4 protein-coding genes are annotated in these 8,526 nt (G+C 36.3%); 3 read left to right on the forward strand and 1 reads right to left on the reverse strand.

What is annotated here, in order from left to right; translation table 11 throughout:
* Nucleotides 1–880: 880 nt before the first annotated feature.
* The 3 genes from CK510_RS21295 (at nt 881) to CK510_RS21305 (ending at nt 5,769) form a co-directional block, all read left to right on the forward strand.
* On the forward strand, nt 881–2,446 hold the full coding sequence (locus CK510_RS21295; protein WP_095723611.1) for an NAD(P)H-quinone oxidoreductase subunit N: 1,566 nt from the start codon (nt 881–883) through the stop codon (nt 2,444–2,446).
* Nucleotides 2,447–3,347: 901 nt separating this feature from the next.
* Nucleotides 3,348–4,079: a hypothetical protein gene (locus CK510_RS21300; protein WP_095723612.1), complete on the forward strand. Its 732-nt coding sequence runs from the start codon at nt 3,348–3,350 to the stop codon at nt 4,077–4,079.
* Nucleotides 4,080–4,110: 31 nt separating this feature from the next.
* Nucleotides 4,111–5,769: a tryptophan halogenase family protein gene (locus CK510_RS21305; protein WP_095723613.1), complete on the forward strand. Its 1,659-nt coding sequence runs from the start codon at nt 4,111–4,113 to the stop codon at nt 5,767–5,769.
* Here the strand turns inward: CK510_RS21305 and CK510_RS21310 are convergent.
* The coding region (locus CK510_RS21310; protein ID WP_211293247.1) for a GAF domain-containing sensor histidine kinase at nt 5,766–8,526 on the reverse strand (2,761 nt) is incomplete at its 5' end. The two genes, CK510_RS21305 and CK510_RS21310, sit on opposite strands and share 4 nt — an antisense overlap.

Below are 8,526 nucleotides of genomic sequence, written 5' to 3' on the forward strand. Positions count from 1 at the left end.
ACTTGTGTGTACACCGTAGCCAATCCATCGGGGGGATTAAGGGGGGTAATTCCGAGGTATCAGGGGAAAACAGACTTGTGTGTACACTGTAGTTGCAAAAGTGGAGGGAACTAGTACAGTTCGGCGTAAATAACCAGACCATTATTTAATCCTCAAATTCCCAGTAATAATAGGCTTTCCCTCACTGCCTACTGCCTAATCACTACTGCCTTGACGTACTAGATTTTTATTTTCCCTCTTGAAAAGGGTGGTTAGAGGATGTTTGAAAAGTACCCCGAAATGTCATGCTGAGGCACGTTCGCGTAGCGTGTCCCCTTGGGACTCAGCATCTCAATATACGCATGAAACGCAAGATTCTAGCCTGCGGCAACGCGTAGCGCGTACGTTCCGTAAGACTCCACTCAGAATGACAATTTATACCTTGTCCGACTTTTCAAACATACTCTTAGGGGGGATTCAACAAACTGACTGGGAAAATGAGAGGGTGATCGAGAAGTTATAAGTAGTTGGACATAATTAATTACACAACATTTGGGCTGAAATTCTTGCCCATCAAAGAAATTCAAGAATCAGTATTGTAATTAATTCTGTCTGGTTACTTATTTTATTTCGTCGTAGTTGCGCGATCGCATTTATCTAGAAATCTAAATTAATCGCAAACTGCCCATCTTATCCTATGGTTACAATCAGTTTTTGTAGTGATTGAATCTTTAAACCGATAATTTTATGTTTATCTATTGTTACTAACTAAATTTCTGATATTAAATTGCGCGGTTATTATGGGCGATCGCAAATTAAGTTAAAGCATCTTCACGAAAAAACAATAGAATTAACTACAGTTGGTTCCTTGATGTTTCATAGCTAAAACCCGATATAACTCATGGATTTTGCTAATCTTGCTTCCCAGCTAAATGCTGGAACTATACTGCCAGAGGGAATCTTGATTGTCACCCTCATGGGAGTTTTGATTATAGATTTGGCTTTGGGTCGTGGCTCATCGCGCTGGATTGGATATTTTGCGATCGCAGGTTTGACTGGTTCAATCGCAGCATTGGTATTCCAGTGGGATAGCACTCACCCCATCGGCTTTCTTGGTACTTTTAACGCTGATGACCTCAGTATTGTATTTCGTGGCATTGTCGCCCTTTCTAGTGCCATTACTATATTGATGTCGATCGGTTATATCCAACAGAGTGGAACCGCTTTAGCAGAATTCATCGCCATATTACTCACCGCAACCCTGGGAGGTATGTTTATCTCTGGGGCGAATGAGTTAGTCATGATTTTCATTTCGCTAGAAACCCTGAGCATTTCCTCATATTTACTCACAGGCTACACCAAGCGGGACCCTCGCTCGAACGAAGCAGCTTTAAAGTACTTGCTGATTGGAGCTTCGAGTACGGCAGTATTTTTGTACGGCGTATCACTACTATACGGATTGTCCGGTGGAAAAACCCAACTGAGTGCGATCGCAGATGGAATTGCTGCCGGAAATTTAAATCAATCATTAGCTTTGGTGATTGCCCTAGTATTTGCGATCGCAGGTATTGGCTTTAAAATTTCAGCTGCACCGTTCCACCAATGGACACCTGACGTTTATGAAGGTGCCCCCACTCCAGTTATCGCCTTTTTATCGGTTGGTTCCAAAGCCGCAGGTTTTGCCCTCGCGATTCGGTTGTTAACAACTGTATTTCCCCTTGTGGCTGAGGAATGGCGATTTGTCTTCACAGCTTTAGCTGTCCTCAGTCTAATTTTGGGTAATGTCGTCGCTCTTGCCCAAACCAGCATGAAGCGGATGCTCGCTTACTCATCGATTGCCCAAGCTGGCTTTGTGATGATTGGCTTGATTGCAGGCACAGAAGCCGGATATGCCAGCATGGTATTTTACCTGCTCGTATATTTGTTTATGAACCTGTGTGGTTTTACCTGCGTGATTCTCTTCTCCCTACGGACAGGTACAGACCAAATCGCCGAATATTCGGGATTATACCAAAAAGACCCATTACTGACCCTGGGTTTAAGTCTCTCGCTACTCTCATTGGGTGGTATTCCTCCCCTTGCGGGTTTCTTCGGTAAAATTTACCTATTTTGGGCAGGTTGGCAAGCTGGACTTTACTGGTTGGTGTTGTTAGGGCTAGTCACCAGCGTGGTTTCGATTTACTACTACATCCGCGTCGTCAAGATGATGGTTGTCAAAGAACCACAGGAAATGTCCGATGCAGTCAAAAATTACCCGGAAATCAATTGGAATTTACCTGGTTTTAGACCTTTGCAAGTTGGTTTAGTTATGACATTAATTGCCACCACTGTAGCTGGAGTTTTATCAAATCCCATCTTCACCCTGGCGAATAACTCTGTCACTCACACCCCAATGTTACAAGCTGCGATAATCGCGCATAAAGCACAGGTGACAACAGCGACAATCAATCAACCACAGGATTTATAGGTTGTTTGTAGGATTTTTCTACCCGTGTTTTTCAATTAAATAATTCCGCGTAGGGACCTATTAATTATGTCCCTATTTTTTTACCTTCTAATTAATTTTCTGAGATGTGTAATGCAGTTAAACGAGAATGAGTATGTATGCTTCCGTTTGTCTATCTATAGATAGGATGATATTCGTGATTGGATAACATTTCAGTATGGTAATGTTGTATTTGCTACACATACTGTTTAATTTGCCCTTATCTAACTATATAAATGGACTTTTAGTAGTAGTTAAATTACAGCTAAATGTTGGATGACGCAATCATAAAGCTAATCACAAGCCTTTTTCATAAATAAAAAGTGTCATAGGTCGCTGACTTACGTAAATAAATACCCTTACGATTATCTCAAAAAGTATCTTACATTCATTAGATTAATTTATACATAGTTTGACAAGGCTATAGTAAGTATATATAAACAAGTTTAAAAAATTACTTTTAGATATTTATAATTACTGAGATTTTAGAAATTTAACGTTGATATTAGAGTGTTCTAGCAATTCTAAAACTTCTAACATCCAAGCTAAGTATTTAATTTAGCGAATGTATTTTTTATCGGGAAGCTATTTTCGTAAGTAAACAAGTAACAGATTTCAATAAATTTGCGGTTATTTCGGGTTGAGAAAAAGGTGAATATAAGCCATGAGATAACTAAATGTTCTAGATAACTAAGGATATTTTCTCACGAAAACAAGCAAAAAATACAAAGCACCCAAAATAATTTAATTCAGTAGAAAATACATAATCATGTGGTTATGTCGGTTGGCTGTAGCAACAGCATAGCCCGACATCATTGAGTTAATAATATTTGGTTGCACTCTGTTTTTAAGTCCTCTCTAGTGTCACTTGAGTTTTGAATTTATGAAAGAAGTACTTGAACTTGTTGAGAAAAGAAAGCAAGAATTTTCTCAATTGTCTTTATTTAAGTATATGCAGGATAAGAGTATAGAACCAAGACAAAGGTTAGCTTGGGCACCTTGTGTGACACCTTTTGCGATGGGATTTGGTCAACTGAACAAATACGATTTCCGAAAAGAACCCACGGATGATCCAATTCAGAAAATAATTAATAATCATACCTATGAGGATGATCATCATTGGATATGGTTATTAGAGGATTTAGAAAAGTTAGGCTTCAACCATATAATGAAATTTAGTGATTCAATGAAGTTTTACTGGGGAGAAGAAACATATCATACACGTCAGGTTTGCCATAAGATAGCACTTTATACATTTAGAGAGGAACCAATTATAGTTCTTGCAGCTATTGAGGCAATAGAAGCTACTGGTAATATTGCTTTGGCTTTAACATCTGAAGTTACAAAAGAACTCCAGCAAAAATATCTCTATTTTGGACAACATCATTTTAATGTAGAAACTGGTCACGCTACAGGAACTATAGATGTAGCGCAAGTACTGGAAAGAATAATAATGACTGATAAGCAAAAGGTAAGAGCGTTCGAGGTTGTTGAAAAAGTTTTTGAAGTTTTTACAGAGTCAGTAAACGAGATGATGACTTATGCAAAAAAACATCCTGTTTCTGAATCTAGTAATACATCTGATACTTTTAATAAAGCAAGGCTGTCTGTTTAAATTGCTTAGTAATTTTGAATAATTGAATTATATGAAGAATACAGGCAACAAGATTGAAAATATAGTTATTGTTGGTGGTGGTACAACTGGTTGGATGGCAGCAGCATACTTGGTAAAGGCTTTGCAAGGAAGTGTTGCTATTACCTTAATCGAGTCGGATCAAATCCCGACTTTGGGTGTGGGAGAAGCAACAGTACCTAGTATACGCACAGAATTCTTTGATTTTTTAGAAATTCCTGAATCTGAATGGATGCCGCAATGTAATGGAACATTTAAGATCGGTATTAAGTATGCTGATTGGTCTTATACTCCCCATACGACTAAAAATAATGAGTTTTATCATATTTTTGGGGAATCTAAAAAGTATGATGACATTCCACTTACTCACTATTGGCTTAAAAAACGACTTGATGGCTACGATCTCTCAATGTCCGATTGCTGTTATTCGAGTACTGCGGTATGCGAGTTTAACAAATCTCCTAAATTTTTAGATGGTACTACAGGTGTTAATTACGCGTATCATTTTGATGCTAACTTGCTAGCTAAATTTTTAGCTTCATGGACAGTAAAGAAAGGAGTAGTGCGTGTAGTTGATAAGGTCGTCAATGTTATTTTAGACAATACAGGTGCTATAGACTTTTTAAAAACAGAGAAAGGCAATACTCACAAAGCAGATTTATATATAGATTGCTCAGGTTTCCAAGGTTTACTAATTAATCAAGCTTTGAAAGAACCTTTTATTTCCTACTCAGATAGTCTTTTGTGTGATGCGGCTGTTGCTATTCCAGTTAAGACGGATAATATTGATGGACTTAGACCTTACACAATTGCAACAGCCCTTAGTTCGGGATGGTCATGGGAAATTCCTTTATACGGAAGATTAGGTCGTGGCTATGTTTATTCCCAGAAATTTATCTCTCCAGATGAAGCAGAACAGGAATTAAGAAAATTCCACGGTTCAATAGCTGATGATATTCCAGCTAAACATCTAAAGATGAGGGTAGGTAGAAACGAACACTCTTGGGTGAAAAATTGTGTCAGTCTAGGAATAGCGAGTGGATTTATTGAGCCATTAGAGTCTACAGGTATTTACTTTATCTACGCAGCCTTAAAGCATTTGATTCGATACTTTCCTGATAAAAGTATGAATCCTGCTTTGAAGGATAAATATAACGAAAGAATAGCTTTCATGGTTGATGATGTTAGAGATTTTATCGTGCTTCACTATTGCACTACTCATCGAGAAGATACACCATTCTGGAAAGCTAATAAATTTGACCTAAAAATTCCCGATACTTTAAAGCGTCTTTTGGAAGTTTATCAAGCTGGTGCCCCTATTAATCTTCCTTATACAGATGAAGGTGGGTATAATAATGTATTCGATGCTGGATTTGATAGATTTTGGACTAACAGCAATTATATGGCAATCCTCGGAGGGATGAATCACCTACCTAATTCTGCTTCTCCTATACTTAATCACAAGCCAGAATCTGTAAACAAAGCTGAAAAGATTTTTAAAGCTATTAAAGATAACACAAAGAATCTTTTAGATGAGTTACCATCTCATTATGAATACATTAAAAATCTATATCTGAATCAAAAGTCCTCAGATGAGATTTATTCATATACTTCAGTCAAGAAAAATGAGATTCGTGAAATTGACTCCTGGCTAAAAGTTAAGGTAAGTTAAGTGTTGTTTGGAATTACAATCACAAACTCAGTTCCTTCCTGTGAGTATGAATTACAAGTTAATTTACCCTTATGTTTATCTACCACAATTTGGTAGCTAATCGATAAACCTAAACCTGTACCGCTTCCTACAGGTTTAGTTGTAAAAAATGGATCAAAAATCTTCCGTCTAATTTCTTCTGGTATTCCTGAAGCATTATCTGCTATTTTGATAACCAAATTACTAGTACTATTAGAATCAACTAATTCTGTGGAAATACGAATTATGGGTTTATCCTTAGACCATTTACCACTAGCAAATGCATCGTCTAAGGCATCGATCGCATTACTCAAAATATTCATAAATACCTGGTTCAATTGACCAGCATAACAATTAATTTCTGAGAAAGATTGATATTCTTTAATGACTGCGATTTCAGGACGATCGCTTTTCGCTTTGAGACGATGTTGTAAAATCATTAAAGTATTATCAATACCCTCATGAATATCTACAGGTTTCATTCCTGATTCATCCAAACGAGAGAAATTTCTCAAGCTGAGGACAATATCACGAATACGCGAACTACCCATATTCATAGATTCAAGTATTTTTGGTAAATCAGTGAGTAAAAAATCTAAATCAACTTCTTCTAATTTTTCTTGAATTTCAGGTGTTGAATAACCTTCTTTCTGGTACAACGAGATTAAATCGATTAAATCTTGTACGTAACCACTTGTATGGCTAATATTTCCATGAATAAAGTTAATCGGATTATTGATTTCATGGGCAATTCCTGCTACCATCTGTCCTAAACCAGACATTTTCTCACTTTGGATAAGTTGAGTTTGCGTGTTTTTCAAATCCTCAATTGCTTGATTTAAAATTTGATTTTTCTTGTTTAACTCTTGTGTTCTTACCTCAACTTTCTCCTCAAGACTATGGTTAGACTCTTCTAAAGACTTATTGACTTCTGCCAGATTTTGATAAAGTTTGGCATTTTCTAGTGCGATCGCAGCTTGGGTAATCAGGAGTTTGAGAACTTCAAGACGCTGCTGTGTAAAGAGAGCAGTAATAAAATTATTCTCAAGATAAAATATTCCTAGCATCTTACCTTGATGAATAATTGGCATACATAATATGCTTTGTGGCTGTTCGCGAAGAATATAACGATCCGCAGATAAATTTACAATCTCTCTTGCATCATCAGCGACAAAGATTTTCCCTTGCCGCTTCACATTGTTAATTACACTAATAGGAATATCTTCGCAGTCGTTAAGACGAACTGATGGAAAGGTGATTTTAATAAACTCAGATTCAGAGCTAGTACTAATTGCAGTCACAATTAAATTTAAGTTTTCATCTTTACTTAAAAGTATTACGCATTTGGAAGCTCCAGCATTTTCCATTGTGACTCGCATGAGACTAGAAAGTAACTGCTCCATCTCAATTTTTTCTGAGAGTACTTGAGATGCTTTAATAACAGCAGCCATATCTAAGGAATTTCCAAAACTCGAATGCGATGCAAATGAGCCAAATGTAGTTTGGTTATTACTGAAATTAGTAAGCGAATTATGACTCGGAACATTTATATTTTGATGACTTTCTTGATTAATCTCTTGATGACTTTCTTGATTGATGTCTTGATTACTATTGTGATCGACGTTTTCGTATTCAGTAATATCATTATCTTCTTCTTGTTGAGCAATATTCCCAAGCAATTCAGAATAGCGTTTGACTAAATCGCGAACTTTTGCTTTTGCTCCCCATCGAATATAGCAATAATAAGCTTCTGCCATATACATCTGAGCTATTTTTTCCTTACCCCATTCCAGGTAAAACTTGGCAGCTAGTTCATTTGCTAAAGCTTCTTCATTTACATATTCGTTTTCTTTGGCAAGAGAAATAGCGCGATCGTAATACTCCATTGCCTCGATATTATTTCCCAAAACCCGATATTTCTCTGCTTCAACCAAACAATACTTATGTAATAAGTTCATTGAAGTATGTTCAGCCCATTCTTTACATTGTTGTTGTATCTCGATTACTTCTGCAAGAGTTTTTTCTTTTTCTTCTGGAGAAAGTTGTGGATATATAGCCAACATTGCGAGAGAATAATAAAAATAGAAAACATTTACAATGAACCTAGCTGGAACTGAAGCGATATAATCTTTTGCAAAAGTTGCAAATTCAAATGCTTTAGTAAAGTCGTTGAATAGATAATAATTAAATAATTTTTGTAAATATAGGGAAAATATTGCTTGCCTATTATTAAATTTCTGATGAACAGGAAACATTTTTTGTTCATCATATACTTCCCCCGAAAAATCTAATTTTCTTTCACCTTTCTGTATTAAATTTAATACAGACTGCCAATTTATAGAATGGATTTGGAGAGCAACATCCTGTTTCAACTGTGCGATATTTTGATGATGATTTGTTATTTCCTCTTTTAAAGTAATTAGTTCTCTACCTAGCCAAAAAGAATGTTCTGAGTGTATCTGTTTAGAGTATGCGGCTTGTTCTAAATCACCTATTTTAATACCTAAATCATATACTGATAATAAATCATCTAACGTGTTTTTTAAATGGAATTGATGGTGTATGCTAAAGGTTGTGGATACATAAGTAACCATAGGTTTTAATTTTGGGGCATGAAAATTTTCTAATGTTTTTAAAGCGATTTGTCCAAATTGGTAACACAAGTGAATATCTCTATAAGTATTCCAAGCAATAATTGCATAAGTTCCATAAGATAATGCGGAAATAGCACAATTACCA

This window comes from Brunnivagina elsteri CCALA 953 (genome assembly GCF_002289455.1).
Taxonomy (GTDB): domain Bacteria; phylum Cyanobacteriota; class Cyanobacteriia; order Cyanobacteriales; family Nostocaceae; genus Brunnivagina; species Brunnivagina elsteri.